The following is a 26,876-nucleotide window of genomic DNA, read 5'->3' as shown; positions in this document are numbered from 1 at the left end:
GACACGATCAATGTCAACATTATACATGTTTATCGATCACCTTTGTAGACATAATTAGTGTTTTCCGGCTCCGAGCGCCGAATGTCCTGTCTCTCCTGATTCCGGCAAGCTTGCGGGAGCGGGTGATTGGAGGGCTAGGCTGCCCGGCTTTTATTTTCGGGCGATATGCCCGCAGATACGCCCAATGATCGTCAGCCGCGCCAATTCCACTGTAAAGGTTTCCAGCGCCGGATTGTCGGAGATAATCTTGACCTGGCTGGGTTGGGTGAAGGGGACGCGCTGAAGGCGTTTGATCTGCGGCTCTGAATAGCCGTCGCTGATGGCATAGACCGTGTCCGTCACCATCAGGTTCTGCGAGAGATCGACGATGACGCGGTCGCCGGGCATGTAGGTGGGCTGCATGGAATCGCCGATCACCTCCATGATGATGGTGTGGTTTGGCGATGCCTTTGCTTCGTTGCGCAGGTAACCTGCTGGAATCACCCACTCCGCGACGATTTTGTGGCCGGCGACATTGCCGGCGCCGACCGGCAGATTGATGACCTCGCCGACAATGCCGCTGCCTGCGCCGAGCTTGACATCGAGCTCCGGCGTCGCGCCCTCAATCTTCGATTGCCAGTGCTCCCGGCTGTAGCTGACGTTCTCGCCGTCCTCTGCAAATCCTTCATTGTATTGTTCATCGGGGTCGAAGGACGTGACCATACGTGGCCCTGATCGCTCTCCCTTGCGTGGGCCTTCACCAGTCAAAAGATAGCCGGCGGTGGTGCCGAATTTCTTGGCGTAGCGATCGGCGATTTCGGGGCCGAATTCGTTCTGGCCGTTTTCGTGTGCCCGATAAGTGGACAGGCTGACACCAAGCGTCTCCGCCGCCTTTGTCGCTGAGGAATAATTTGCGGCTTCGCGCGCCGCCTTCAGTCGTTCGCCCATGGATTTCTGCATGACCAGACACTCGCAAAATAATTAACATAAATCATGTTGACATCGACACTAATAACAACATAATTTGTGTCTATCAAGATGCCTGCGGAGAAAATCGCCGCGAGGCTGACGTGCTGAGGCGAGTGTCGCCTGGTGAACAACGGTTTTGGGAGCGGTCGCATGGTCTCGATCAGGAAAGGCAGAAGGGTGGGTTCCAGCCCATTCTATTTCGACTTCTTCTGGGGTTGCCCCGGCTGTCGGCGGGCCTTGTCGATTGCCGAGGTAATCGAGTGGCATTGTGAAGCCTGCGAGGAGCGTAGCGAGCCGGTGGAGATGTCCGATCGCGGTTTGCCCGGGTGTCAACAGGACGCGGAGGCGATCACATGAGTGAGATCGCTCAGGGGTTTCTCGCGTGCATTGGTGCGGCTCTGTGTTTCGTCTGTGTGCTTGCGGCTGTGGCGCCGATCATTTCGTCGCCGAAATATGCAAGCGAGAGTGACGACGTCAGCGGTGCGCCGGAGGGTGATCAGGTTCATTTCCGGACAGCTGAGGATGTATCTCAGCGCGGAGCGAAGCTGTGACGGGATCACGGCCATAACGCGCATGATGTTGCCAAGCATCTGAATTTCTTACAAAAATTAATCCAAATAACTGGCCGGGGGCGGCCAGAGGAGGTTTCTATGAATGAGTTTCAGATCGGAACGGAAGCTGTCGCGGGCGGTCATCTTGGCTGGATACGCAAGGTTCACCGCGCCACCAACGACGTCCTGAAGGACAGCCGTGGCGAACCGATTGTCTTTTCGACCCAGGATGCAGCCAAAGCGGCCGCTGGCGAGGCGATCGTTGCCTATCTCAACACGCCGATGCTGCGAGACGGGGCGAGGGTGGAGATAATGTCGAATGCGGAAGCCCTGTTCAAGCCGAGGCGTCCCTCTGCGGCAACCGAAAACGGGACGGTTGCATGATCGAAATGATGCCGCCGACTGCTTTGAATTTTCCTTGTTGAAGGGAGGAATGTGCCCATGACCAAAGGCAGGCTCGACACTCTTCTTGACGGCCTCGGCATCAAGCTGGTTCCAGTCCATCGCCGCCGCGCCCCAGCGCAAAGCCATGCGCGCGGCACCATGCAGGAAATCCGGGGGCAGCACGGCGACGGCCATCTCATCTTTGCCCTGCGCTGCATTCGCCAGACAGGCAACAATCGTGATGAGCTCTGGTCGGACACGATCGGCGCCGTCTCCGACATCCTTGTGCAGCGCCAGGATTGGGCACTGCGGCGGCCCGGCGATCTGCTGGCCGCCTTCGACGATATTGCGCTGGGGGCCTTGCGAACGGATGCCGTGGCGCGGCGACCTTGGCCGGTGCGCGCGACGCTTCGGATTTTGATCTACCGGGAACTGGAGAAACGCCTTGATGTACCAGAACGCCTCGCAGTTTAACGACCTTTCGCGACGCGCGGCAGAAGTCGCTGATCTTAGCCTGATCGTTCGTGCTCGCTTCGTCGAGGCCGCCGACACGATGGTGCATCTCGATGTGCGCGGGGTGCGCCCGGATCGAATGCGGACGCTTTGGCCGGATGTTCTTCCCGAGCCCGGGGATCATACCGATATTCGTGTCCGCTATCGTCCGAGCGCGGCCGCCATCAGCCGCGCGGAGGAGGTGCTGCAGGGCTGGTTGTTGGCCCATGTCCAGGACGGGGAACGTCGCATCCTGCTTTCCCGATGGTCCGTTTGTCTTGCGGCGCCACATATTGCCGGCTCCTTCCGCGATTTCTGCGCAAAGACCGGGCGGGTGCGGCGAACGGCGGAGCGGTGGATTCAGGCGGAGTTCCAGGCTGTGGCCAAGGCTCTGCTCGCGGTTTCGCCTGCATTGCAGGAACCCGATTGGTCTCGCATTTCGCCTATGATGCCGAATTCGCCCAGTAGTCTCGAACGGGTGAAAGAGCCTGCCGCAAAACATGAAACATATTGGTTACCGGACGATGCAAAGCCTGTGTTCGATGCGGCCAGCCCCGAGCTGGCGGCACTGGCGAAACGCTTGGAGCGAGAGAACAGGCGGCGAGCGAAGATGAAAGCCTAATTTGCGAGAATGGCCCTGGTTCGAATCCAGGGTTTTTTTCGTTATGATGGATCCTTGTCGCCTTGGTCGAGCGGTGGCGGTTTATCTTCAAAGGCAAACACTCCACTCGGCCTCGTACTTCCCGCCGTGTCGCCAAAGTCCGTCACGGCATATTCCGCCAGCAGGCGCAGCCGCGAATGCGGCAGATGGGTGCGCCATGGATCTCCAATCAGGATGTCCATGCCTCGCTCGAGGCAACGGTCGAGAAACATAGTCACGCGCTCGGCAAGTGCAGCCTCATAGAACAGATCTCCGACACAAACGATATCCGCTGCGGGAGGTTCGCCGGTCGTCAGATCGGTAAGAACAGGTAGAATCGTCACTCTGTTGATAGCGGCATTCAACTCCATGGCGGCAATAGCGTAGGGATCGATATCGGCTGCGATCACCTTGGCTGCCCCTGCTTTTGCTGCGGCTATGCCGACAATGGCGGAGCCGGCGCCGAGATCGAGCACGCGACGGCCGGCGACGACATCGGGCTTGTCGAGAAGATACCGTGCCAGCACCAGCCCTCCGCCCCAGTAGTGCGCCCAATAGGGTGAGCCGAATGCCTCGTCGCGCTCAGCAAGCCGCCGCAGACCGCTTTGCGGGCCTGCCTTGTGCAGGCGAATCTCCGGAATCGATGGAACCGGCAGAACGGGAAGATGAGCGGTGATGAAAGTCCGCGCTGCATCGATCGTGGCTGCGGCTTGCGCCACGCCCTCCGATTTGTCTCCGTTGTCGATCGGCTCCCTTTCGCGCGACGGTGTCGTGCGGATAAGGGAGAGATCCTGACCGAGTTGATGTTGGTCCTGCTTCTTGGTCATTCGCTTGTCTGATGTTGAAAGCGTTTCAACGGAGGAGGAGAGTAATCTTGCTCTAAGCGTAGGACGATAGAATGCGATATTTTGGTGTAATTTCAAATAATTATCTATGCCTCTCACAAAGACTTCTCAATCCTTGCAGCTAGTTTCCCGATCAAGGGTGTCGCCAACAGCACCGAATTGGGGTACTCATTTATGCATGATGAGAACAGTTGCAGCGACGCACTGTTGACCGAAAGCGGCTCTCTTTCAGCCGCTTGTTTCCTTTCAACGTTCCATCGGAAATCACACAGCATGTCCACAGCCGACAAGCCCGTCGTGCCGCGCAAACCGCGCGCCCGGCGGCGCAAAACCGTGTCCGCCGGTGATACGCCGCTCGACTATATGCTGAAAGTCATGCGCGACGACGAAGCGGATCAGAAGCGACGGGATGAAATGGCGAAGATCGCCGCATCCTACGTTCATCAGAAGCCGAGTGAACGCCCGGGCAATGGAGCCAAGGGCGGACAAAGTTTTACGATCGACTTAACCAACGCCACGGATGAGCAGCTTGCGACACTCGAATCCCTCTTCGGTCCGCTCGCTGGATCCGGTAGCGATGATGGCGGCGATCCGTGAGGAGAAGGCGAAACGGAAGGCTAATGCCGACTGGGCGGAGCTTACCCGAAGGATTGCCGAGGATGCCGAAAGGATTCGGGAGCAATGTCATTCGCTAGCCGGTTTCGTCCGCGAAGCTTGGCATGTGGTCGAGCCATCCGTCGACTATGTTCACGGCTGGCACATCGATGCGATCTGCCGGCATCTCGAGGCGGTGACGTCAGGCGAGATCACGCGGCTGCTGATCAATGTGCCGCCGGGAACGATGAAGTCGCTTCTCTGCGGCGTCTTCTGGCCTGCCTGGGAATGGGGACCGAAGAACAGGCCAGAGCTGCGCTATCTAGGCTCCTCCTATTCGGAACACTATGCCAAGCGTGACAACAGACGCATGCGCGATCTTGTTGCCTCCGAGTGGTATCAGATGCTTTGGGGCGACCAGGTGAAGCTGACGCGATCGGGCGAAATGGCTTTTGCCAATACGCGCACCGGCTTTCGCCAGGGCGTGCCGTTTTCAAGGCTGACGGGCGGGCGCGGCGACCGGGTGATCATCGACGACCCACATTCGGTCGATGGCGCAGAATCCGAAGCAGAGCGACTATCGACGATCCGCACCTTCCGCGAATCCGTGCCGACGCGGCTCAATGATCCGCAGCGTTCGGCGATCGTCGTCGTCATGCAGCGGCTGCATGAGGCCGATGTCTCCGGCACGATCCTGGCACTTGGGCTTGGCTACGAGCATCTGATGCTTCCCATGGAGTTTGAGCCCGAGCGTTGTTGCCGAACATCGATCGGGTTTGCCGATCCGCGAACGGAGGAGGGCGAGTTGCTCTTTCCGGAGCGTTTTCCGCGCTCCGTCGTGGAACGGGACAAGGTGCCGCTTGGTTCCTACGCCGTCGCCGGCCAGTTTCAGCAGCGGCCAGCGCCGCGCTCGGGCGGGTTGTTTCAGCGCGGCGATTTCGAGATCGTTGAGGCGGTACCGGCGGGCACGAAACGCTGCCGCGCGTGGGATTTTGCTGCTTCAAAAGCGCGTCCGGGCCGCCAGCCGGACTGGACAGTCGGCCTGCGCATGGCGGAAGCCGATGGCATCTTTTACGTCGAAACCATAGCTCGCGGCCGCTGGTCGCCGGCGGAGGTCGAGCGCAATCTGAAGAACATGGCGACACAGGACGGGCCGACGGTGATGATCCGCATGCCGCAGGATCCGGGCGCCGCCGGCAAGGCCGATGCGGAGACGAAGATCAAGCTGCTGGCTGGCTTTCCCATGAGGGTCATGTCCATTACCGGTGACAAGGCAACCCGCGCCAAACCGGCTTCGGCACAGGCCGAAGCTGGGAATGTCAAACTGTTGCGCGGCGATTGGAACGAGGCATTTCTCGATGAGATCTGCGCCTTTCCGAACGCGCAGTTCGACGATCAGGTGGATGCTTTTGCCGATGCGCTGAACGAGTTGGCGCTGGGCTCCTCCTTCAGTTTCAAGAATTTCTAGGCCCGCGCGGATGCGGGCCTCTCCTTCACAGACATGCCAAAGGATAATCAATCCATGGGACACGTACTCTCGATGGTTCGCGATGGGCTGGTGAGCCTTGCGTCTCGCATGGGGACGGAGCGCGACAAGGCGGCATCGGTCTTCTATGCGCAACCGATCCTGACCGATGAACAGATCATCGCCGCCTATCGCGGCTCCTGGCTGCCGCGCAAGATCGTCGATATTCCGGCGCTGGATAGCTGCCGCAAATGGCGGAACTGGCAGGCCGAGAGCGGTCAGATCGGCTTGATCGAGGCTGAAGAACGCCGGCTGAACCTGCGCGGCAAGGTGCTGGAGGCGTCGAAGAAGGCGCGTCTCTTCGGCGGTGCGGCTTTGTTCATCGGTGTCGGCGATGCCGATCCCTCTCGGCCACTCGATATCGAACGTGTCGGCAAAGGTGGGCTGAAGCATCTGACTGTCTTGACGCGTCGCCAACTTGCCGCCGGAGAGATCGAACGCGATCCCGCTTCGGAATGGTATGGCAAGCCGAAATTCTACACGCTGACTGGCGCAAGCGGCGCGCAAGTCGCCATCCATCCGTCTCGACTGGTGATTTTCAATGGCGCCATGGTCCCGGACGAGGATTTTGGCGGGACGCTGGGGCAGGGCAGTCACGGCTGGGGCGAGAGCGTGCTCACTGCGACCCTGGATGCCATTAAGAATGCCGACAGCACGGCCGCCAATATCGCCAGCCTCGTCTTCGAGGCGAAGATTGACATTATCAAGGTGCCGCAGTTCTCGGCCAATATCGGCAACCAGGCTTACGAGGATGCCGTGCTGCGCCGCTATTCGCTGGCCAACACCATCAAGGGCGTCAACGGCACGCTGATCCTCGACGCTGAGGAGGAATACGACAGCAAGAGCGCGCCGCTTTCGGGGCTGACAGACATTCTCATGGCTTTCCTGCAGATCGTTTCCGGTGCCGCCGATATTCCGGTCACGCGCCTGCTCGGGCAATCTCCGGCCGGTCTCAACGCCACCGGCGATGCCGACATGAAGAACTATCACGATCGGATCCAGGCGATCCAGGAGCTCGACTTCACACCCGCCATGTCCCGCCTCGACGTATGTCTCATTCGCTCTGCCACCGGCGCTCGTGATCCGAATATCTATGCCTCCTGGGCACCGCTGGAGCAGATGAGCGAGAAAGAAAAAGCCGATATCTTCAAGACCAAAGCAGATGCTGCACGAACCCTGTTCGGCTCATCCTCCGGGCAGGAGATCATTCCGCGCCAGGCATTGTCCGAAGCACTGGTGAATACGCTTGTCGAGGACGGATCGCTGCCGGGACTGGAGGCGGCGATCGCGGCATTAGGGGTCGATGCAAGCCGATCAGCCAGAGCCTGGCGCGGAGGAAGCTGGGAGCGAGAATACGGTGCCTAGCGCAGCCTCTTCATAGCCCGAAGACATACCCATCAACCAAAGTCGGCTCCGACCAAGGGATATCCAATCATGAATTTCACAGACATTGTCACCGTCGCGGGAACGCGGCGGACCGGCGACGGCTATCTTGTCGCCGATGCCCGGGTCGCCCGGACGGGTATTCAAAACTATCTTGGTGCGGAAATCGGCCGGCCGGAGATGCGCACCGTGCGCGTCTATCGGCCGGGCGCGGAAGTGTTTTCCGAGGACACGCTGAAGAGCGCTGCTCACCGGCCGGTGACAAATGAACATCCGCCGGAAATGGTTACCTCGGAAAACTGGAAGAAGTACTCCGTCGGGCAAACTGGCGATGAGATTGCCGGTGAGGGCATCTTCATTCGCGTGCCGCTGATGGTCAGCGACGAGGCGGCGATCCAGGACATCGAGAGCGGCAAGCAGGAGCTTTCCGCCGGTTATGTCTGCGATCTCGACTTCATCGCGGGCGTGACATCCGCCGGAGAGGCCTACGACGCCGTCCAGAAGAACATTCGGATCAATCATATCGCCATTGTGCGCCGTGGCCGAGCGGGATCGAAAGTCCGCATCGGCGATGCCGCTGCACCGTGGGGCTGCGCTCCTCTCGCAGCCCCACGCCCCATTTCCGATCAGCACGAAAACAAGGAAGGGATGATGCCCACAAGGACAAATACCGTCGATGGCATCGGGATTGAAGTCAGCGATCAGGTTTCGGAGCTTATCGCGGAGCTCCAGCGACAACTTGCCGATGCCAAGGCCCAGATCACGGCGACCGATGCCGCCTATCAGAAGGCCATCGCTATCCGTGATGCCGAGCTTGACGCCGTCAAGGCGAACCTCGTGAGCGATGTCGAGATCGAACGGCGAGCCGAGGCTCGCGCCGATCTCATCGGGCTTGCCAAGGCAATCGTCGGCGAGGTGAAGACTGTGGGCCTTTCGGACGCGGCGATCCGCAAGGCGGTCGTCGTCGCGAAGATCGGGGAGGGTGCGGTCGAAGGCAGGTCTGAAGCTTACATCGATGCTCGCTTCGACATGCTCGCCGACGCCGTCCGCGAAACGCCGGATCTCTTCGCTGCCGCCGTTAGAGGCGGCATCACGCCGCCGCAGACGTCGATCTCCGCAGCCTTCAGCGCCTATGCCGCCATGGTGCGCGACCTGCAGTCCGCGCATCAACCGGCCAATCCCGTTTAACCAGGTCAACGAAAAAGGAGACGCTTCAATGGCGACTTACCAGACCACTTATGGAAACGCTCCTCAGAAGGGCCTGCACGGGCAGATCGCTTCCGAGGAAAAATCCAACAAGATCAGCCGCACGGTGGAAAATGCCGCCGGCATCAAGTTCGGCCAGCCGGCCCAGCGCGGTCTCGCCGATCACGGTGTCGCGCCCTTTGCCGCCGGTGGCAAGTTTCTCGGCATTGCCGTGCTGACGCCGACCGTGTTGCCCGGTGCGACGCAGGTCGACGGCTATGCGCAATTCGTCACCGGCGCATTCCTGACCGCCGGCCAGATGTATGTGCGGGCGGGCGGCGCGGTCGCTGATGGCGATGCCGTCTACTACAACCCGACCACCAACGCCTACGTCAACGTGGCCGGTTCCGGCATCGTCGGCCCCATTCCCGATTGTTTCTTCGACACGAGCGGTGGGAACGGCGACATCGTCGAAATCTCGCTGAAGCACAGGAGCGCCTAATTCATGAACCAGTTCGTTCGACAGCATTTCGCCGATGCCCAGGCGGCCTATTCCTTCGTCATCGCGCAGGGCCGCAATATCGAGACGCGCATCTACCAGCGCCGCTATCCGACCTTTAATTACGGACTGCATGTGCCCGTTGTCACCGAGGGCAATGAATGGGCCGCCGGTACGACCTTCTTCACCGTCGACAGCGCGGGCGAAGCGAAGTTCCTTTCCGGCGCCGGCACGGACATGCCCTTCAACCAATCGACGCGTGACAGCGCCAGCCATGATTTCGCGATGATCGGCTCCGGCTGGGAATGGAACCTGGAGGAGGTCAATCAGGCCGCGCTCTACAATCTCGACCTCAATGCCTCCAACGCCATCTTTGCCGCCGACAAGATTGAGCGTCTGCTGAATTCCGTTGCCATGGTCGGTTCGGTGGAGAAGGGCTGGACCGGTTTCGTCAACGATCCGAACGTCTCGCGTGTCGATGTCGCCGCCGATGGCGCCAGCTCATCAACCCATTGGTCGGCCAAGACCGCCGATCAGATCCTGCGCGATGTCAACGATCTGATCGGCGGCGTGCGCTTGAGCACCGGCGAAGTGGAGTGGGTGGACAGCTTGCGCCTGCCGCCGGAAGCATTTCGGTTGATCGCCACCAAGCGACTTGCCGATACCGATGGCTACATCAGCGTTCTGGAATTCCTGCGCCGGGGCAATGTCTATACCGCCGAAACTGGCCTGCCACTGGATATCCAGCCGTTGCGCGAGCTTGCGACCGCATCACAGGATGGCGGTGGCCGTATGGTGGTCTACCGCCGAGATCCCGAGGTGCTGCGCTTCCATCTGCCGATGCCGCGTCGCGTGCTGCAGCCGCGCCAGAAGTCGATCATGAGCTTCGAAACCGGCATAATCGCCCGCACCGGCGGCACGGAAGTGCGCCTGCCGGCGGCCATGGCCTATGGCGACGAGATCACGACGGCGGCGTGAGTTTAGCGTCCTCCCTCCGTTTCGGCGGGGGAGGCATCCGCCTTCTTCATTGATAGACTGGAGCTCTTATGCCCGCAGCTTTCTATGGCACGCTCGATGCTGCCGATCTCTATTTTGCCGATCGAGGCAATGTGACCTGGGCCGCGGCTGGTGAAAATGATCGCACGGCTGCGCTGGTGCGCGGGTCGCAAGTCGTGGATGGCCTTTATGAGCCGCGTTTTCCAGGTCTTCGTGCTGGCGGCTATGAGCAGCCACTGTCCTGGCCACGCAGGGCGGCTGTGACGGCGAACGGCGAGGCTGTCCCCGACGACGTCGTGCCGCTGCCGGTGATTTATGCTGCCTATGAGGTTGCCGTGGTCGAACTTGCTGATCCCGGCAGCCTGACGCCCGTGGTCACAGCGGCACAGACCGTCAAGCGCGAGAAGGTCGGGCCGCTGGAGACGGAATATGCCGTCGCCAGTTCGCTCGACGACAGCATCACTGCCGCAAGGCCTGTACTGACCATGCTCGACGGTTTGCTTTATCCCTTCCTACGTCCGGTTCTGCCGGGCATTCTGGTGGTGTGATGGCTGGTTTCGACTATGCGAAAACCCGGGCGACCGCGGAGCAGCTGATTGCCAAGTTCGGCCAGCAGGGCCAACTCCGGCGCATCACGGCTTCCGGTCCGGACTACGACCCCGTGCAGACGAGCGAAGACTTCGCTTGCATGCTGGTCGATCTCGACAATACCCAAGCGCATATCGGTGGCACGCTGATCCAGCGCGGTGGCCGGATGGTCTATCTTTCGACGGCGGGGCTCTCGATCGAGCCGACGCTTGCCGACAGGTTGGTGATTGCCGGTGTCGAGCACGCGATTGTCGATGTGCAGCCGCTGTCACCGGGCGGCATTGCCGTGTTTTGGCAGTTGCAGGTGCGCCGGTGAGTGCGGTTGCTCGTTTCAGGGCCGTGCTTGCGCTTTGGTTGCTTGTCCGGCTGATCCGGAGGCTGGAGCGATTGTTATCGTCGCCGGAGATCGAGCGGATGGTGACGGAGAGGCTGGCCGATAGAGGCGCCGCTTCCGCGATCCGCGCGCGTTATGGCGCGCTGACCTTTCTGAATTTCAAAAAGCGCGCTCGTTCATCCGAACGGTGATGCTGAATCATTTCAAAGGGCTGAAGCAATGGCCTCTTCCGATTTCTCCGCCTCTGTCGCTGCCTGGGCTGAAAAGACCAAGCGGCGGATGGAGGATGTGGTCCAGACGTCCACGCGACTGCTGGCCGAAACGGTCATCGAACGAACTCCGAATGCCAGCGGTGCGCTGGTGAATTCGTTTCAGGTTTCCGGCTCCGCGATGCCGGTTGTCAACACCGGAGCATCCTCCGGCGATGCTTCGAGTGATTCCGATGCCGAGGCGGTCAACCCGGCAAGCCTCGGGGTGCCACTTGGCGGCATGATCTATATGGGCTTTACCGTGCCCTATGCGGCCGAGGTCGAATATGGCCGCGATGGCGAGGCAGGGCACGGCATGGTGCGCCGCACCGCGCAGGAATGGCGCGACATTGTCGAGCGGGCCGTCCGCGAGACGGACTGACCGATCGAGACTTTCAACATCATAGATATGGGTGACGCATGGCGACGGCAACGGACGCTCTCATTCTGGCGGCACTGCTGGACCATCTGGCGGCGCTGGCCTTTACCCCGCCACTGCCGGTGGCGCAGCCCGGCATCGCCTTTCCGCCCGCGGGGGAAAGTAAGCCGGATAATTATCTCGCCGTCAGCTTCCTACCCGCCCAGCCGCGGCAGGTGACGCTGGGCGACGATCCGCAGCAGAAGCGCGGGCTTTTGCAGGTTTCTGTCTATTGGAAGGCCGGCGGCGGGCTGATCAAGCCGCTCGATGCCGCCGGCCTGGTGATCGACCATTTCAACAACAAGACGCTGTTTGCCTCTGGCGTGAAGATCACGATCAGCGGCGAGCCGTGGGCCGCAGGCCCGATCCAAGAGGATGACCGGGTGCAAATACCGGTCACCGTTCCCTACACCGCCTTTGAACCGGAGAGATGATCCATGGCGAATAAAAGCACGAAGAAGGGCTCCAAGGTCTACGTATGCGAGACCGCCCAAAATACCGACCTGACGGCCAGCGCCTATGCCGCGCTGACCTGGGTGCAGGTCGGCAAGGTCGGCAATATCGGCGATTTCGGCTCCGACTCCACCATCAACAACTACAATACGCTGGACGAGCCGGTACAGCAGAAGCAGAAGGGCGTCTCCAATGCGGGCGACCCGGAGCTTGAAGTTGCCTCCATCGCCGACGATGCCGGCCAGATCATCCTGCGCACCTTTGGCGATCCGCTGAACATCAACAACATCGCGATCAAGGTCGAGCGCAACGATGCGCCGCAGGGCAAGACCAACACGGTCTTCTATTCGCGCGGCGTCGTTTCCGGCCCGCTCTATCCCGGCGGCGGCTCCGACGATTTCGATCTGGAGAAATTCAAGATCGGCCTCAACCAGCTGCCGATCCGCGTCGATCCCGTCACCGCGCCGTAAGCGCGATCTCGCGAAGCCTCGCGCGCGCTCAGTCGGGCGCGCGGCCATTCTCATAGTCAACCGATAAGGTGTTTCCTTGGATATCTCCAATCTCGTCAATTCCGAAGATCTCTTCGAACTGCAGCTCCTGCATCCGGCCAGCGAAGAGCCGCTCGGCATCTCCTTCATGATCCGCTCGGCCGAGAGCAACGAGGTGAAGAAGATCGTTCGCCAGCATAGCGACCGCTTCCTCGCCAGCCGCAAGAAGAAGCTGACCACTAGCAAGGTCGAGGCCGAATATCTCGACAAGGCCGCCGCCGCCATCGCTTCCTGGAGCTGGGGCGAGCAGCAGTGGAAGGGCGAGCAGCCGGTGCTCTCCTTCGAGAAGGCTCGCGAAGTCGTCGAGGAAGCCGGCTGGATCTACGATCAGGTGGCCGGCGCCTCGGAGGACCGCGCAAATTTTATGAAGAGCTTGCCGAAGGGCTTTCCGAAGCCGTAGGGATCGTCGCACGCTATGATTGCGTGCGCGACGCAAACGGAGAGACCCGGCGCGAACGCAACGAGGCCTTCGAGCTTGTCAGCCCGGAGGCCGAGGTGCCGGAGGCCGGCCATGCGCTCTGGGACTGGTTCTGGGACCTCCGTTCGGCGCAGGCCCCCGGTTTTTCCGGCCCGGCGCCGCTCTCCCACCAGGAGATGCTGGCCTGGCTGCAACTGACCGGCAACCTCCTGCGCCGCGAGGACATCGCCGTGCTGAAGGCGATGGACGGGCGTTATTGCCAGGCGGTGGAGGAGGAAACGGAGGCGATCAGGGCGCGGGAGGCGGGGTAATCATTTTGCTCTTCGAACAATTTTTCTGCGATTTTGCCGACGATACGATCAATGCAAATCCGCCCATGACATACCATCCACTGATACATCTTGTTCCAAAACGTTAGAAGCGTCATTGCCGACATAAGTGCATTTTGAAATGTGCCGTATGGGCGTGCCGTAAGTATTCGGCTCGTCGTAGTCGATATAGAGAGTAAACAAAACAGGCTTTTGTCGGCCTTCGTCAAAGTCCCGCAAAAACGTCTCGGTCAGCACCGGCTTGCCGCCATATATGCGCTGCTCTCTATCGGCAAGATAAGCCGCGTATTCTAGCCGACTGAGAGTTGACTCATGCTGTGTGATCTCGATGCGCTTATATCCCGACGGCGAAGTTAGCTTCCTTTTAAGGCCTGCTTCGCACGACTGAACAATCTTTGAGTCGAAGAAGTTGCAACTGCTCAATAGTGGCAGCAGAAAAAGCAGCGGAGCTAATCTCCAAATTGAGTTCATGGAATCCCCCAGGCGATACATGGGGTTGTATTTCGCACCTTTTTGAAACGGGTACCAGTGGGGAGATATTGCAATTCTGGGCAGCAGTATTCAGATCGACGATATCAGAACCTCAATCGGTGACTTCTAGGCCTGCCTTAAATGACCGGTCCGGCGCAGCCTTGCATGGATATGGCCGGCATAGATGCGATGAACGCGAGATAGTGCGCGGCGAATACCATCAGCATCCGCTGGAATAAGGATGAGGTGAACATGGTTGGGCATCACCCCCAGCCCCAGATCTCTACGCCAGCGGCACGACAATGATGGGTGAGGAGATCGCGATAGAGCGCATAGTCATCATCGCAGACGAAGGTTTGCGCCCGCCCGTTGCCGCGTTGGGTGACGTGATGTGGAATATTAGGAACGACGATACGAGCGAAGCCGGCCATCGATTGCGTTGGTCAGATCTGAAAGCTTATTGAGTGCACTGTCACCGTAATTCGTAATTCATTCATTAAAGTGTCAGCGCGTATTTTTCCTATTTGCAATAGCATCGAAAGCCGCATCCAGTTTGTGATATCGCTCCATCAGTAAATCACTGCACTTATCAACTGTGACCTTGGGATTCTTGTAAAGTGGGTCGCGCGCCATCTTTTTTTCCCATTCATCCATAATCTGGCGCGCAAGGTCGGCGCTTCCAGTTATATTGACCAATCCCGCTTCAACTGCCTTGCGCACTTTTAGATATGAATCAACGCCGATGCCGTTGCGGCAAAAATAGGCGGCACTCAGGCTGGCGTAACTGGCATTAGTAAACGCAGTCGTTAGTTCTGCGAGTTTTGGGTCGTCTCCAGCGATAGCAATGCCGCTTATCGTACACATGAAAGTTGCGAAAATTAATCGGCGCATGTTGCCCCCACAAGTTGATCTAAACTCTTAGATATCGGTACTCAGCCGAAGACACGTCTAAGCGTGTCGCGAATCCACCCCGCATAAGGGGCGATTGGCTTCGAGTTTCGCAACCTCTCTTCCTCCGTCGGGGGCGGATCGTTGCCGATGTCCCGTATTATCTGGGAAAAAGCGGAGGCATCCACGGGTGACGGGACGACTGACCAAATCGCAATTTGGGACGTGCGGCCGTCGGTGGAGAAGTATCGGCAAGTAACCGTTGTCGTGACGCGGTCAGCATTCCTGTTCGATGCGCTGAAGTTCAGGATTCCGGTATAAATTACTGGCTTCAGCGCTCCCGTATCAAACTCCTTCAGGTAGAATTTTTTCAGATCGGGATGCCGTAATTCCTCGTCGAGTTCGGCTCTGGTGGCAGGCCTCTCGCCGGGGATGAACCTATTACGCTCATAGCTTGACGGTGCCACGAGTTCAGGCTTCAGATTTTCCTCGCAAGCCGTCACGATCGGCGGGTCGAAGGCTCCACAACTGATCAGCAGCGGCAACAGAAACGCCGTGATCACAACATTTGAAAACAACTTGATGAAATCCCCCGAATGCGCTGGGTGATTTCTGCCATCAATTCGAAAGGTATGCCAGTGATAGACGTTGCAATTCATGGTTTTGCAGAGGCATTGTAATCTGAAATGGCGCTCTGCGATTCATGGAAAGTTCTATTAGCTTCGGTCGTCACCCATACGCACTTCATTACATCTTTTTCCTGCAATAGTTTTTTATCCCCTTTGAATCTGCTCTCAAGGGCATCAAATGTACTCTTTGTTGCTTGTGATGAAGCGCCAAGTTGCTGCAGGGCTTGCTCTCCATATGCTCGGATTGCTTTGTAGTAAGTTATGCCAAGTGCATCACGGCACGTATATGCAGCTAAGAGCGCGGTTGAGGAATTGCCTTTAACATTATTTAGCAATTGTATAAGTTTTTCATCTGAAGCAGCTGAAGCTTGTGCGCAAGAAATAAAAGTAAAAACCGCTAATAGAACTTGCAAATTCTTCATGTGATTGCCCATTTTGATTTCTGTTTTATTGAGAACTATCTCAAAAATTACAAATAATATTTGATGATTCCATCATTTATGGCGGTGGAATTCTCGCATATTTTGTCTGTTGCCCCGCTTTTTGCTAATCTCGCAGCCACAAGTTTTTTTGATGCTTATCACGCGCATCATTAGGTTGGGGCGGCCCGATGGTTTTTGCGGTTGCCATTTTAATATCTGCAACCCAAGGCAATATCGCGCACAATGCCTTTGTGTGTCAATAAATTTTGTTCTTTAAATGTTCTTTATGCTAACATTGTTAAATCGATATGTTTGGGCAAGACGCGTTAGTCGTGGCCGCCGTTTGTGGCCATAAAATTTGCTGACCAAACCTTGGAAACTTCCACTACCGCAGTGAGAATTTTCTCGTCGACCTCTCTGAAATGGATTGTTGTTGCTGCGCCTTAAGTTGCGCATGGGCGAAGGAGAATTATGATGGACGTTGCCAGTCTTGCTATCGCTATAGATAGCTCTAGCGTCCGCAATGCAGTGGCGGATCTCAATGTTTGGAATGCTTCCGTATCTCGTGCCGACAAAACGTCGGGAGCAGCCGCGCGTACTATAAAATCAATGGGCGATGAAGTACGCGGTCTCGGAGGAGTTCTTGCCAATGCTTATGCTGAAGCCAGCAAAGCGGGCAACAACTATAAAAACGTCGCCGGCCAGCTAACAAGCTATAGGAAGTCGCTCATCAATATAACCAATCAGGTGGCTGATGCGGGGCCGCCGGTAAACGGAAGCGGCGGCGAAGCCGAGAATTCTCTCAGTGAATCAAATCTGAAGAGGCTTAAAGGGCGTCCAACTTTTCAATTTTTGGTCGATCACGCATCGGAAACCGGCGTGCCTCTCGAGAAGAGCGACTCCCAGGTTGCTGCAGAAATTTTTAATAAGTTTCTAAAATTCTCAAAGAATTTTTTGCGCGGGACAGAAGCTAAGATGGCTCTCGACGCCGTTTCTGGTGTCGTTGACTGGGGCATTAGTGATACAGATTATAGTAAATTGAATGCCGCAAAAGATAAAATAGATGAGAAATACGCATACTCAAAGAAGAGGAATGAGGAATCTGGAGGGAAGATTAAGACATATCAAGATGATTTTCAGATTGCTGCTGAACTTAAGGAACTTTCAGATACAATCATCAAGCCGAGATTGGACATAGTTGATAAATATAATTCGGCTAAATTAATGATGAAGTCGTTTCAGAATGAATATAGTGATTTTGATGCATTTACGCGAATGATAGCCGCGCAAGTGAGATCCCCGTACCATAATTTTGCTGCATCATACGAATTGCTTAAAAACAAACTTGAAAAAGGAACTGCAAGATCGAGCGACGTGCAAAATGCATACGATGAGCTGGATAAAGTTATGCCACTGCTTAAGACGCCCGAGGATGTTGCTCGTGCCGAAAAGCTGAAGGCTACGTTCCATGGAATCGGCGATCAAGTTTCTGCTGAGCTCGATTCTATTGAAGCGATGGCGCAACAATCGCGTACAGCAGTGCAGGCACTTTCAAAAAGGTACTCAGGAGATGGAAAAGAGCGAGATCTAAATGCCGGTCAGCAGCCCACCATCAAAACAAGCGCGGCAGATATACAAAGCACAATTCAGAATTTAAGCACTGCTGCGACTTCTGTGCGAATCAACGATGGCAAGCCCAAGTCGATTGTTGATGCCAGCCAAAGCAAATTGGTTAGTGATCAAACGGCGGCAGTTCGCGATCTCAATCAAACCGACCAAACCTACACCGAGCAGACGAAACTCGGAACTCAAGCGTCCGTTCAATCTGCTGCCGCGACGGACAATGTGAAGTCGAAGGTTGTCACGCTGAAGCAAAGTCAGGACGATCTTCAGAAAAGTGGCGCAGCGCAGCTGGCGCAGATGCCGCAATTGACCAAGGCGGCCAACGACCAGGCTGATGCCTATCGGCGTGCCGCTGAGGCGCAGGAGCTGCAGAAGCTGGCGGGCGATATCCAGTTCCAGCAGGAGCAGATGGGCCGCTCGACCGTCGACCAGACGGTCGCCTCGACACAGAAGCAATATGGTCTTCCGGTCGACATGAATTCGGCCTCGGCCGGTATCATTCGCTACAATGAACAGCTCAAATATGCTCGTGAGCTTGCCGGCGATTTTGCCTCGACGCTTGTCAGCGGCTTGCGCAATGGCGAGGGTCTTTGGAAATCCCTGGGGAAAGCGGCGATTTCCGTGCTTACCAAGATTTCAGACAGGTTGCTGAACGATGTGCTCAACAGCCTGTTCAAGGTCAACAGCGCGGCTGCCGGCGGCGGCGGCGGGATATTTGGCGGACTCTTCGGCGGAGGCGGCGGGCTGGATCTTGGCATCCTTGCGCGGTCGCCACAGGCGGCGAGCGCTATAGCGAGCGGCTCGTCCGGGTTGTTTGCAGATGGTGGCTACACCGGCCCCGGCGGTATCCATGATCCCGCCGGTGTCGTGCATGCCGGCGAGGTCGTCTGGAGTCAGAAGGATATTTCGCGTGCTGGTGGCGTCGGCGTGGTCGAGGCGATGCGGCTTGGCCGGCGTGGCTATGCCGATGGCGGTGTAGTCGGCGAGGGCGGGCCGCAGTTTGCCAGGGTTCAGCCGGATGCCCCCGTTCCCACCCATCGCCTCAAGGCCGGCAATCAGAACGAAGCCTCCGGCTCCGGTTCCGGGGTGCATGTCACGGTCGGCGTTTCCGTCGACGAGGACGGCAATCTGAAGGCCTATGTGAAAAACGTCGCCCAGAGCGAGGCGCAGACTTCGACGCGGCAGGGGCTGAATGACTATAATCAGCAGCTTCCCGACCGCGTCGCGCAGATCAACCGCAATCCCCGGAGGCGATGATGGCTGTTTCCTATCCCTATAGCCTGCCGGCCTTTGCCGATCTCCTGAAGATCTCCAGCGTCGTCTGGGACATCCAGCGCAATGACGAGCTTTCCGGTTCCGGCGATGGCCGGGTCTGGCAGGCGGAGCTGGCGCCGCCGCTCTGGACCGGCACGGTGACGCTGGCCGATATGTACAATGCTGAGGCGAAACAGATCGCCGCCCGCATCCGCAAACTTCACGGCGCCCAGGAGGCGCTGTTTCTTTATGATCCGCTGTCGAAATATCCGCAGGCCGATCCCGATGGGACGAAGCTTGGGGCCGCGAGTGTCAGCATCGCAGCACTTGGCGCCGACAATGCCTCGCTCAGCCTCAAGGGGTTGCCCTCGGGGTATCGGCTGACCGTCGGCGACAAGATGCAGATCGGCTATGGCGGCCGCTATGCCTTTCTCGAAGTGTCGGAAACGGTGGCGGCGAATGGCGCGGGCACGACCCCCGTCTTCGGCGTCTTTCCACATCTGCCGGCCGGCTTTTCCGCCGGCTTGGGCGTGGTGCTGCTGCTCCCGGCCTGCAAATGCATCATCATGCCGGGCAGCCACAACCCCGGCACGGCAAGCGGCATGATCACCACGGAAGCCACCTTCAAGATCGTTCAGAAGAAATAGAAAATGAAAAACATCACGTCTGCTTTCTTCGCGGCGCTGACCGGCGCGCGCGACCGGGGGCTCGTGCCCCGTCGTTTCGTCTGGATCAAGGGCAAGAGCTTCGATACCGGCGTCATCAACCCGATCGGCCTTTGGACCGGCGACGACGATATCAACATCACCGTCGTTTCGGGCATCACCGGCCTGCCGGAGGCACGGACCTATTATGGCGGCCTCAATCTGCAGGTCAGCCCGATCGCGCGCACCGCCGATCTGACGATCCAGACGGTGACGATCACCATCGGCCAGATCGCCCCGGTGGCGCAGCAGCTGGTGCGCGGCTACGATCTGCGCCTGGCGCCGGTGGAAATCCACGACATGGCTTTCGATATCGTCACCCGCCAGCCGAGCGCCGCCCCGGAAATCGCCTTTCTCGGCATTACCGACGGCGCGCCGATCAAGACGCCGGCGGTCGGGCAGGACGGCAATGTCGAGATATCGGCAATCTCCGCCGCCATCGCCATGCTGGAGCGCACCAATCCAGCCAAATCCTCCTATGAGGGCCAGAAGCGTCGCAGCGGCGACGAGTTCGGCCTCTATTCCAGCACCGTCGCCAATTGGCAGATCCCCTGGGGGCAGAAGTGATTGATGATCTTGTCAGGGTCAAGAACTGGCGGGCCTGTTTCGTCGCCGAGATCGACCGGCTGAAGCGCACGCCCTTTGCCTGGGGCAGCCATGATTGCGGGCCGGGACTGGCGGGCAATCTGGTGATGGCGATCACCGGCGTCGATTGCGCCGCGCAGTTTCGCGGCGAATATTCGACGGCCGCCGGCGCGCTGAAAACCATGAAGGCGGCGGGCTTCGACAATCTCGCCGATCTCGTCGCCACCATGCTGCCGGAGATCCATCCGAGCGAGGCCTATATCGGCGATATCGTCGCGATCCCGCATGACGGCCCCTTCGGCTATGCACTTGGCGTCGTCAATGGCGAGCGTGTCTTCGTGCTGCGCGAAAACGGTCTTGGCACGGTCGACCTCCTCGACGCCACCAGGGCCTTCAAAGTCGGCTGAGCCGGCGCAGGCGTAACAATTTCCTCATCACCCTTCGGTGATATGTCGCTGCCGATCCTCGGCGGCGCACCCTTTTCCATGCGCCATTCGAGGTCGCCCGGTCCATGAAAATTCTCATCCTGATTCTGAACGTCCTCGGCTTCTGGCTGATCGCGGACGCTGCGCATGCTGATCCGATCAGCTTGGCGATCGGCGCGATCTCTCAATTCTTCGGCTCGATCAGTATCGGCAAGCTGATCCTGACGGTTGCCCTGAATGTCGGCCTGTCGTTGATCGAAAAGGCATTGGCCAAGAAGGAGCAGCCGCAACAGGCTGGCGCCAAGCTCGAGATCAGCATGGGCGACGACCACCCCATGTCCTTCGTCATGGGCAGCTATGCCACCGCCGGCCGGCGCAAATATGCCGGCTCCTGGGGCGATGACGGCAAGACGCCGAACGCCTATTTCACCGATGTCGTCGAGATCGGCAGCCTGCCCAACTATGCCGGCGCGCGTGGCCTCACCAGCGTCTGGATCGACGATCAGGAAGTCGGCGTGCTCTGGGAGGAGCCGCATCCCGACGGACGCGGCTATCCGGTGCAGCAATATCGTGTTAGCGGCAAAGATTATCTCTGGATCAAGTTCCTTGATGGAACGCAATCTGGCCCCGATGCCTTCTTGACGGCGAAATTCGGCACCGATCCGGATCGCCCTTGGAAATCGACCATGATCGGCCTCGGCTGCCAGGTCGTCATCCTCACCGCCCGCTACAACACCGACCTTTTCTCCGGAATTCCCTCCGGCCTCTATCAACCGCATCCTGTCCCGCTCTACGACATCCGCAAGGACCCGTCGGCCGGCGGCAATGGCGCGCATCGCTGGGATAATCCCGCCACCTGGGAGCCTACCAGCAATCCGGCAACGATGATCTACAATCTGGCGCGCGGCGTCTATTACGGCTCGGAATGGGTCTATGGCGGCCAGAACATCGCCGCCTTCTCCTTGCCGGCCGCAAACTGGATGGCGGCCGCAAATGCCTGTGACGCAGCGGTAACGCTCGACGATGGCAGCAAAGAACCGGCCTTCCGCGCCGGCTATGAAGTCCAGTGCGACCAACAGCCGCTTGATGTTATCTCCGAACTCTTGAAAGGCTGCAACGGCCGCATGGCCGAAGTCGGCGGTGTCTTCAAGATGCTGATCAGCACGCCCGGCGGCGCCATCTATTCCTTTTCCGATGACGATATCATCGTGACGGAGGAGCAGGATTTCCAGCCTTTCCCGTCGCTCTCAGATACTTACAATGCCATTGAGGCGACCTATCCGGAGCCTGGCGAAAAATGGGCAACCAAGGATGCGCCTGGGCGCTACAATGCTGATCTGGAGGTTCTGGATGGCGACCGCCGCTTACCGGCGCAAATCCAGTTCCCGGCCGTGCCCTTTGCCAATCAGGTACAGCGCGTCGGCCTGGCGATGATCCAGGACTATCGGCGCTTCCGCGTGCATCAGATATCGTTGCCGCCGGACGCCTATCCGCTGGAGCCGAACGACGTCGTCTCCTGGACCTCAGCACGCAACGGCTATGCGGAAAAGAAATTCCTGGTCGTCAAGGTTGAGCCGCAGGTGAACTTCCTGACGGTCGTCACGCTGAAGGAAGTCGATCCCGCCGACTATGATTGGCATAGCGGCCTGCAATTACCCACCGCCATCGGCTGGATTGGCTCGATCACGCCGCCATCGCAGCCGATGACGGGCTGGACCGTTGAGCCGGGAACTGTGAAGGATGCCGGTGGCATCGCCCGGCGGCCGGCTATCAAGATCAGCTGTGCGTCGGATATGGACGATGTCGAGCGGGTGTGGGTGCAGGTTCGGCTGAAGGAGACCGGTGACGTCGTTTTTGACAGCGACAGCACCCGCTATGAGTTACCATTCTCCTGGCTGATCTCCGGCCAGTGGACTTTGCCGAACACGGATTATGAGGCGCGGGGACGCTATATTCCGAAATCGAACCGTGCGACGGATTGGTCGGCCTGGCTGACCGTCAAAACGCCGAACATCCTGATTTCGACGGTAGACATCCTCGACGATGCCATAACGGCGGCCAAAATCGCCGACGCGGCCGTGATCGCGTCGAAGATCATGGACGAAGCGGTCACGAACCTGAAACTTGCTGATGCGGCCGTTTCGACGGCGAAGTTGCAGGTTGCGGCGGTGACGGCGGAAGTCCTCGCCGATCAGGCCGTAATCGCAGCGAAGATCGCTGACGGTGCGATCAATACCGCCAAGTTCGCCGCCGGTCTCAAGCCGGTGGAAGTCGTCACGTCCTTGCCCACGACAGGCAATGTCGAGGGGCGGCAAGCCTATCTGACAACTGACGGCAAGCTCTATCGCTACCATAGCGGCGCATGGATCGCGACCGTCGACGCCGACGACATCGACGGGACGCTGGGCAACGCTCAGATCGAAAGCCTTGCGGCCAGCAAGATCACCGGCCAGCTGACGGACGCGCAGATCGCCGCTGTGGCTGCGGCGAAGGTGACGGGCACGCTTGTCTCGACCCAGATAGCGGATGCTGCAATCACCAACGCGAAGCTTGCCGCTCTTGCCGTAGACGCAGCCAAGCTTGCCGACGGATCGGTTATCGCGGCAAAGATTGCGGATGCGGCAGTAACGGCTAATAAGATTGCTTCTGCCACTATAGATGCGACCAAGTTCGTCAGTAGCATCAAGACTATTGAAATCGTGGCAACCCTACCCTCTACAGGTAACGTAGAAGGGCGCACCGTCTACCTGACGACCGATGACAAGATCTATCGCTATACGGGATCGGCGTGGATATCTTCCGTTCCCTCCACTGATATTACCGGGCAATTGACGGATGCTCAACTTGCGGCGATATCGGCGGCGAAGTTGACGGGACAGATCACCGGAACACAGATAACCGATGGCGCTATCTCTACGCCGAAACTGGCAGCGGGAGCTGTGACAGCTAATGAGATTGCCGCAGGGGCCATTATAGCAGGCAAGATCGCGGCTGGTACGGTAACGGCCACGGAAATCGCCTCCGGTTCAGTGACTACCGCGAAGCTTGCCGCAGGGGCTGTCACAGCGAATGAACTTGCTGCAAACTCTGTTGTCGCGGGGAAGCTTGCCGCAGGGGCAGTGACCGCGACACAGATTGCCGCAAGCGCAATTACAGCCGACAAGCTGGCGTCGAATTCTGTCACCACCGATGCTCTCGCGGTCGGATCGGGCAATAACCTGCTACAGAACGTCAACTTTATGTCAGGGCTTGATTGCTGGTTGGCTACAACCAGTGGCACGATCCCCGGCCAGACGTTTGCGATCCGTCCGGCAACGCAAACGTACGCAGGGCCGGGTCAGCCAACGCTGATGGTTTTCCAGAACAGCGCCCCTACCGGGAGTGGCTATTTCACAGACGTACATTGGGTTAACCCGGCTGCACCGCAATTTTCGGTGGATTTGCTGAAATATGGGGTTCCCTGCGTCCCCGGAGAGTCGTTCGAGGCGACTGCCTATCTGTCCGCGCATCGCTGCACCGCATCGATCCGTATCGAGTGGCGTAACGCCGCAGGTTCCGCAATCAGTAGCACAGTGGCGGCATCAAACGTCGGCATTCAGGGAGACAGCGCTGCTCCCGACAATTGGACCCGCTATCGCGCGGTTGGCGTTGCGCCGGCGGGGGCTGTTTGCGCCGCTATCCTAATTCGGAAGACGGAGACGGACACAGGCCAGACGAACAGCTACATGTTCGTCAATAAGCCGATGCTCTGCCGCATCCCGGCAGGGGCCACGGAGGTGACCCCTTGGAGCGATGGAAGCGTCGTCCTGATCACCAATGGCGGCATTGTCGCCAACGCTGTCACCGCTGACAAGATTGCCGCAGGCGCTATCACCGCAAACGCCATCGCGGCAAACTCGATTACCGCTACGCAGCTCATGCTGGCAGACTTCGAGAATATGATCCAAGACGGCAATTTCGAGCAAGGGCAATGGGCGACGATCTGGACAATCGGGGGTGGGACGGCACCCGCCAACTTCTATCTTTCCACCGCCGATAGTTTGACCGGAAAAAACAGTATGGTTCTCGACAGTATTACTGTCGGCGGACCCGCTGTGCAGAAAACTTTCACAAGTCTTGCGGCTATCCCGGTAGAGGCGGGGACAACTCTCGCATGGGAGATCGCCACCCGAACATCGGACGGTAGCTCCGCAACTGGCCTTTACTATCGTATATTTTGGTATGACAAGGACTTGGTAGCACTAACTACACCTGCGCAGACAGACGCGCTCAATAATAACCCGATCAACTCGACATGGACTGTGCAAAGCGGAAGGCTAAGCGTTCCCGCACTCGCGAAATATTGCCGAGTTCGTATCTACTTGAACACAGGCTCCACGACCCGCTACCTTATGATCGATCGCATTTCCTTGCGAAAAGCTGAAGCGGCAAACTTGATCGTTGACGGTTCTATCTCTGCGGTAGCAATCGCTGCGGGAGCGATTACGACTGCCAAGCTTGCGGCGGGAGCTATCACAGCCAGTACGATTGCGACGGACGCGGTTACCACAGCGGCGATATTGGCGGGTAGTGTCACGACGGCAAAGATTGCTACAGGTGCGATCACTGCGGGCACCATCGCCGCAGGGGCTGTTACGGCTGGAAAGCTTGCAGCGAATTCGGTGACCGCAGGAAACATTGCCGCCAATGCGGTCGTCGCAGGAACCATTGCCGCAGGCGCTATAACCGCAACTGAACTTGCCGCCAATAGTGTCACTGCACAGAAATTGGTTATTCAGGATTGGGAAAACCTGTTTCCCGATAACCAGATGCAGACAACCGCCGCATGGCCCGTACTAAGTAGTAATACCGTCATAAACCCAGCGACTGCGCAGGCATTTACTAGCAAAGGATCGATTGATTACACATACGCAGGGGGTTCGGGGTATGGCAATGCCGCCCAAGGTGGATTTTTTCCTGTCGTTATAGGTCAACAGTATTTTGCGTCTATGCAGGCTATACGCACCAGTGGAACGACGATGAATATCTGGTTGCGTGTCGGATGGTTCGACGAGGCGGGAACCAATCTGGTGGCTACACCGTATACGACGATTTTTACCGGGCAAACTGCGACAGCCGGTGTTCAATCGTTCTCGGCTGCTATGACCGCACCGGCAGGTGCCGTGCAAGCAAGGCTCTACATCTACATCCAGCTTAGCAACACTGATGGCAATATCTCGTTCGGTGGCGCTAGTTTCCTACGGCAGGCGAATGCCAATCTGATCGTTGACGGCGCGATCAGTGCCGTAAAGATTGCCGCCAACGCGGTTACCGCAGGCAAGATTGCCGCCAACGCGGTTACCGCAGGAACTATCGCAGCGGGCGCGGTCACCGCAACCACAATAGCGGCTGGCACGATCACCGGCGACAAGCTCGCGGCAAACACCATCGGTGCAAACCAGATCGCGGCCAATGCAATTACAGCCAAGAGCCTCGTGCTGACCGATTTCAGTAATATCGCGGACAATGGATGGCAGACCGGGGTTATTGACGGCTGGGTCACGCAAAACTTGCAGAACTTCTATTTCGATAGCAACAATGTCGCCTCTTCCGGCTATGTACTTCAATCCCTCGGGCGCGATTGCGGGAGGTCTAACCCTATTGCTGTCTCGCCCGGTGAGAGCTACGCGTTCGATGTTTGGGTCTTCAACACCGATGCTAACACAGCCAACGTCATTGCTATGACGTCCACACCGTCTGGCGTTAACAATTTTGCCTTTATTGCAAGCACGAGTACCAAGAATAACTGGGTTCGATTGCAAGCCAAATTCACCGTCCCTGCTGGTAATGTTATGCTTGCCATGTTGTTACAGGTGGACAGGACAGCGGGTACGGGAAGTTCTTGCTACTGGTCGAAACCGATCATGCGCCGCGCCGTCAGTGCGGAACTGATCGTTGACGGGGCTATTACTGCCAACGCGATTGCCGCGAATGCCATCACGGCGGGCATGATACAGGCGGGCGCGATCAGCACCGACAAGCTTACTGTCGGCGGCGTGACCTATAACAACATAGCGCTCGGCTCGGTTGGCAGATCGTTCGCGCGTGCGTTCAGCTCGGGGGCCATCGGTGCTTGGACGGATATCACGTCATGGACGGTCGATAACGCTAGTCCATCTGCGGTCATGACCAATTTTTCGATCACACTAGCAACCAACGGCGGCGGCAGCAGCAGCGGTAACACCGGGTATGTGCGGCTATATAATGTCACCGAGGGAACGATCGTATGGCAGTATGCGGTCTTTGCTTCCCAAGGTAATCAAAACCAAAACAGCGGGAATTACCTCGTTCAGGTCGAGCCACAACCGGCCTCGCCGCGCGTTTCGACCTACGTCATTCAAGCCACCTCAATCTCATCATGCTCTGGTGCGGTCTACCAGACATGGAGCTATCGCTAAGGAGAACGCGATGTATCGCATAGACAGCATGTATGATCCGATGGTCGAGGCGCTGCTCGC

At 58.1% G+C, this 26,876-nt stretch carries 31 protein-coding genes; 23 read left to right on the top strand and 8 right to left on the bottom strand.

Annotation, left to right across the window (positions count from 1 at the left end; translation table 11 throughout):
- Positions 1-150: 150 nt before the first annotated feature.
- Positions 151-939, bottom strand: a complete 789-nt coding sequence (locus HB780_RS18460; protein ID WP_183694723.1) for a S24 family peptidase — start codon at positions 937-939, stop codon at positions 151-153.
- Between the two features lie 362 nt (positions 940-1,301).
- On the opposite strand from HB780_RS18460, the gene HB780_RS18455 reads away from it, so the two are divergent.
- From HB780_RS18455 to HB780_RS18440, 4 genes are all read left to right on the top strand, one after another.
- Positions 1,302-1,499 carry a hypothetical protein gene (locus HB780_RS18455; RefSeq protein ID WP_183694720.1) on the top strand — a complete coding sequence of 66 codons (198 nt, stop codon included), beginning with the start codon at positions 1,302-1,304 and terminating at the stop codon, positions 1,497-1,499.
- Between the two features lie 99 nt (positions 1,500-1,598).
- Complete coding sequence (locus HB780_RS18450) at positions 1,599-1,883, top strand: hypothetical protein (RefSeq protein WP_183694717.1); 285 nt, start codon at positions 1,599-1,601, stop codon at positions 1,881-1,883.
- Positions 1,884-1,940: 57 nt separating this feature from the next.
- Positions 1,941-2,357: a hypothetical protein gene (locus tag HB780_RS18445; RefSeq protein ID WP_183694715.1), complete on the top strand. Its 417-nt coding sequence runs from the start codon at positions 1,941-1,943 to the stop codon at positions 2,355-2,357.
- Positions 2,332-2,997: a DUF6362 family protein gene (locus HB780_RS18440; RefSeq protein WP_183694712.1), complete on the top strand. Its 666-nt coding sequence runs from the start codon at positions 2,332-2,334 to the stop codon at positions 2,995-2,997. The genes HB780_RS18445 and HB780_RS18440 overlap by 26 nt, the downstream gene beginning before the upstream one ends.
- Positions 2,998-3,038: 41 nt before the next feature.
- Here the strand turns inward: HB780_RS18440 and HB780_RS18435 are convergent, their stop codons facing one another.
- Complete coding sequence (locus HB780_RS18435; protein ID WP_183694709.1) at positions 3,039-3,842, bottom strand: class I SAM-dependent methyltransferase; 804 nt, start codon at positions 3,840-3,842, stop codon at positions 3,039-3,041.
- A 291-nt stretch (positions 3,843-4,133) separates the two neighbouring features.
- Between HB780_RS18435 and HB780_RS18430 the strand changes: the two genes are divergently transcribed.
- The 14 genes from HB780_RS18430 to HB780_RS18365 all read left to right on the top strand — a co-directional run bounded on the left by HB780_RS18430 (position 4,134) and on the right by HB780_RS18365 (position 13,360).
- Complete coding sequence (locus HB780_RS18430; protein ID WP_183694706.1) at positions 4,134-4,457, top strand: hypothetical protein; 324 nt, start codon at positions 4,134-4,136, stop codon at positions 4,455-4,457.
- Positions 4,438-5,922: a phage terminase large subunit gene (gene terL, locus HB780_RS18425; RefSeq protein WP_183694703.1), complete on the top strand. Its 1,485-nt coding sequence runs from the start codon at positions 4,438-4,440 to the stop codon at positions 5,920-5,922. Before HB780_RS18430 ends, terL begins: the two co-directional genes overlap by 20 nt.
- A gap of 54 nt (positions 5,923-5,976) precedes the next feature.
- Entirely contained in the window at positions 5,977-7,344 is a 1,368-nt protein-coding gene (locus HB780_RS18420; protein WP_183694700.1) for a DUF1073 domain-containing protein, read from the top strand.
- 69 nt (positions 7,345-7,413) lie between these two features.
- Positions 7,414-8,550 carry a DUF2213 domain-containing protein gene (locus HB780_RS18415; RefSeq protein ID WP_183694697.1) on the top strand — a complete coding sequence of 379 codons (1,137 nt, stop codon included), beginning with the start codon at positions 7,414-7,416 and terminating at the stop codon, positions 8,548-8,550.
- Positions 8,551-8,578: 28 nt separating this feature from the next.
- Positions 8,579-9,049: a structural cement protein Gp24 gene (locus HB780_RS18410; RefSeq protein ID WP_183694694.1), complete on the top strand. Its 471-nt coding sequence runs from the start codon at positions 8,579-8,581 to the stop codon at positions 9,047-9,049.
- Positions 9,050-9,052: 3 nt separating this feature from the next.
- Positions 9,053-10,024, top strand: coding sequence for a DUF2184 domain-containing protein (locus HB780_RS18405; protein ID WP_183694691.1), 972 nt, complete (start codon positions 9,053-9,055; stop codon positions 10,022-10,024).
- A 68-nt stretch (positions 10,025-10,092) separates the two neighbouring features.
- Positions 10,093-10,590 carry a DnaT-like ssDNA-binding protein gene (locus HB780_RS18400; RefSeq protein WP_183694688.1) on the top strand — a complete coding sequence of 166 codons (498 nt, stop codon included), beginning with the start codon at positions 10,093-10,095 and terminating at the stop codon, positions 10,588-10,590.
- Entirely contained in the window at positions 10,590-10,946 is a 357-nt protein-coding gene (locus HB780_RS18395) for a hypothetical protein (RefSeq protein ID WP_183694685.1), read from the top strand. Before HB780_RS18400 ends, HB780_RS18395 begins: the two co-directional genes overlap by 1 nt.
- On the top strand, positions 10,943-11,155 hold the full coding sequence (locus HB780_RS18390; protein WP_183694682.1) for a hypothetical protein: 213 nt from the start codon (positions 10,943-10,945) through the stop codon (positions 11,153-11,155). Before HB780_RS18395 ends, HB780_RS18390 begins: the two co-directional genes overlap by 4 nt.
- Positions 11,156-11,183: 28 nt before the next feature.
- Positions 11,184-11,594: an HK97 gp10 family phage protein gene (locus HB780_RS18385; RefSeq protein WP_183694679.1), complete on the top strand. Its 411-nt coding sequence runs from the start codon at positions 11,184-11,186 to the stop codon at positions 11,592-11,594.
- Between the two features lie 38 nt (positions 11,595-11,632).
- Positions 11,633-12,064, top strand: a complete 432-nt coding sequence (locus tag HB780_RS18380; RefSeq protein ID WP_183694676.1) for a phage tail terminator-like protein — start codon at positions 11,633-11,635, stop codon at positions 12,062-12,064.
- Positions 12,065-12,067: 3 nt separating this feature from the next.
- Complete coding sequence (locus HB780_RS18375) at positions 12,068-12,553, top strand: hypothetical protein (RefSeq protein ID WP_047455850.1); 486 nt, start codon at positions 12,068-12,070, stop codon at positions 12,551-12,553.
- 76 nt (positions 12,554-12,629) lie between these two features.
- A complete protein-coding gene (locus HB780_RS18370; protein ID WP_183694673.1) occupies positions 12,630-13,031 on the top strand; it encodes a hypothetical protein in 402 nt (133 codons plus the stop codon).
- 23 nt (positions 13,032-13,054) lie between these two features.
- On the top strand, positions 13,055-13,360 hold the full coding sequence (locus HB780_RS18365) for a phage tail assembly chaperone (protein ID WP_183694671.1): 306 nt from the start codon (positions 13,055-13,057) through the stop codon (positions 13,358-13,360).
- A gap of 48 nt (positions 13,361-13,408) precedes the next feature.
- On the opposite strand, the gene HB780_RS18360 is transcribed toward HB780_RS18365, so the two are convergent.
- The 5 genes from HB780_RS18360 to HB780_RS18340 form a co-directional block, all read right to left on the bottom strand.
- Entirely contained in the window at positions 13,409-13,849 is a 441-nt protein-coding gene (locus HB780_RS18360; protein ID WP_183694667.1) for a hypothetical protein, read from the bottom strand.
- 263 nt (positions 13,850-14,112) lie between these two features.
- Positions 14,113-14,280 (bottom strand): hypothetical protein, encoded by a 168-nt coding sequence (locus tag HB780_RS33090; RefSeq protein ID WP_286203137.1) that lies wholly within the window; start codon positions 14,278-14,280, stop codon positions 14,113-14,115.
- Between the two features lie 73 nt (positions 14,281-14,353).
- On the bottom strand, positions 14,354-14,740 hold the full coding sequence (locus HB780_RS18350) for a hypothetical protein (protein ID WP_183694664.1): 387 nt from the start codon (positions 14,738-14,740) through the stop codon (positions 14,354-14,356).
- A 41-nt stretch (positions 14,741-14,781) separates the two neighbouring features.
- Complete coding sequence (locus HB780_RS18345) at positions 14,782-15,396, bottom strand: hypothetical protein (RefSeq protein ID WP_183694661.1); 615 nt, start codon at positions 15,394-15,396, stop codon at positions 14,782-14,784.
- Positions 15,393-15,788 (bottom strand): hypothetical protein, encoded by a 396-nt coding sequence (locus HB780_RS18340; RefSeq protein WP_183694659.1) that lies wholly within the window; start codon positions 15,786-15,788, stop codon positions 15,393-15,395. Before HB780_RS18340 ends, HB780_RS18345 begins: the two co-directional genes overlap by 4 nt.
- Positions 15,789-16,259: 471 nt before the next feature.
- Here HB780_RS18340 and HB780_RS18335 point away from each other — a divergent pair, with 471 nt between their 5' ends.
- Genes HB780_RS18335 through HB780_RS18320 form a run of 4 tightly spaced genes read left to right on the top strand, consistent with a single transcriptional unit; the run spans position 16,260 to position 20,361 of the window.
- Positions 16,260-18,668 (top strand): hypothetical protein, encoded by a 2,409-nt coding sequence (locus HB780_RS18335; protein WP_183694656.1) that lies wholly within the window; start codon positions 16,260-16,262, stop codon positions 18,666-18,668.
- The gene (locus HB780_RS18330; protein WP_286203136.1) at positions 18,665-19,312 is read left to right on the top strand and encodes a hypothetical protein; all 648 of its coding nucleotides are present in this window, start codon (positions 18,665-18,667) and stop codon (positions 19,310-19,312) included. Before HB780_RS18335 ends, HB780_RS18330 begins: the two co-directional genes overlap by 4 nt.
- A gap of 3 nt (positions 19,313-19,315) precedes the next feature.
- The gene (locus HB780_RS18325) at positions 19,316-19,936 is read left to right on the top strand and encodes a hypothetical protein (protein WP_183694654.1); all 621 of its coding nucleotides are present in this window, start codon (positions 19,316-19,318) and stop codon (positions 19,934-19,936) included.
- Positions 19,933-20,361 carry a DUF6950 family protein gene (locus HB780_RS18320; RefSeq protein ID WP_183694651.1) on the top strand — a complete coding sequence of 143 codons (429 nt, stop codon included), beginning with the start codon at positions 19,933-19,935 and terminating at the stop codon, positions 20,359-20,361. Before HB780_RS18325 ends, HB780_RS18320 begins: the two co-directional genes overlap by 4 nt.
- Here HB780_RS18320 and HB780_RS33085 read toward each other — a convergent pair.
- Positions 20,256-20,915: a hypothetical protein gene (locus HB780_RS33085; RefSeq protein WP_286203135.1), complete on the bottom strand. Its 660-nt coding sequence runs from the start codon at positions 20,913-20,915 to the stop codon at positions 20,256-20,258. The two genes, HB780_RS18320 and HB780_RS33085, sit on opposite strands and share 106 nt — an antisense overlap.
- On the opposite strand from HB780_RS33085, the gene HB780_RS18315 reads away from it, so the two are divergent.
- Positions 20,895-26,816, top strand: a complete 5,922-nt coding sequence (locus tag HB780_RS18315) for a phage tail protein (RefSeq protein WP_286203134.1) — start codon at positions 20,895-20,897, stop codon at positions 26,814-26,816. The two genes, HB780_RS33085 and HB780_RS18315, sit on opposite strands and share 21 nt — an antisense overlap.
- The last annotated feature ends 60 nt before the right edge of the window (positions 26,817-26,876 follow it).

Source organism: Rhizobium lusitanum (genome assembly GCF_014189535.1).
In the GTDB taxonomy this organism is placed as follows: Bacteria; Pseudomonadota; Alphaproteobacteria; order Rhizobiales; family Rhizobiaceae; genus Rhizobium; species Rhizobium lusitanum_C.
This window is presented reverse-complemented; position numbering and strand designations above follow the sequence as displayed.